Source organism: Bacillus sp. AFS012607 (assembly GCF_002558005.1).
In the GTDB taxonomy this organism is placed as follows: domain Bacteria; phylum Bacillota; class Bacilli; order Bacillales; family Bacillaceae_G; genus Bacillus_A; species Bacillus_A thuringiensis_S.
Window position 1 is genome coordinate 1 of sequence record NZ_NTVM01000062.1, and the last position, 214, is coordinate 214.

The window sequence follows — 214 nt, forward strand, 5'->3', positions numbered from 1 at the left end:
ATGGCTAAAAGAACGACAAACAATGGATATAACATATCAACAAAATTTTGTATTTCCGGTGAATTAAAGAATCCTTTAATCCCCAGAATGGCATCTGTCACACCCTCTAAAGCATCTACAACTAAAGATAAGCCTACAATTAGGAACCATCCTAGCCAACGCAATACATAATTCACGATGTCTCCTACTTGAAGATAATCCGAGAACGCTTCTA

The 214-nt window shown here is 36.9% G+C and carries 1 protein-coding gene; it reads right to left on the minus strand.

The annotated features are described in order from the left end of the window. Positions 1 to 214 (minus strand): DUF8208 domain-containing protein (locus CN409_RS30435; RefSeq protein ID WP_481747194.1); only part of this gene is annotated, 214 nt, incomplete at both ends.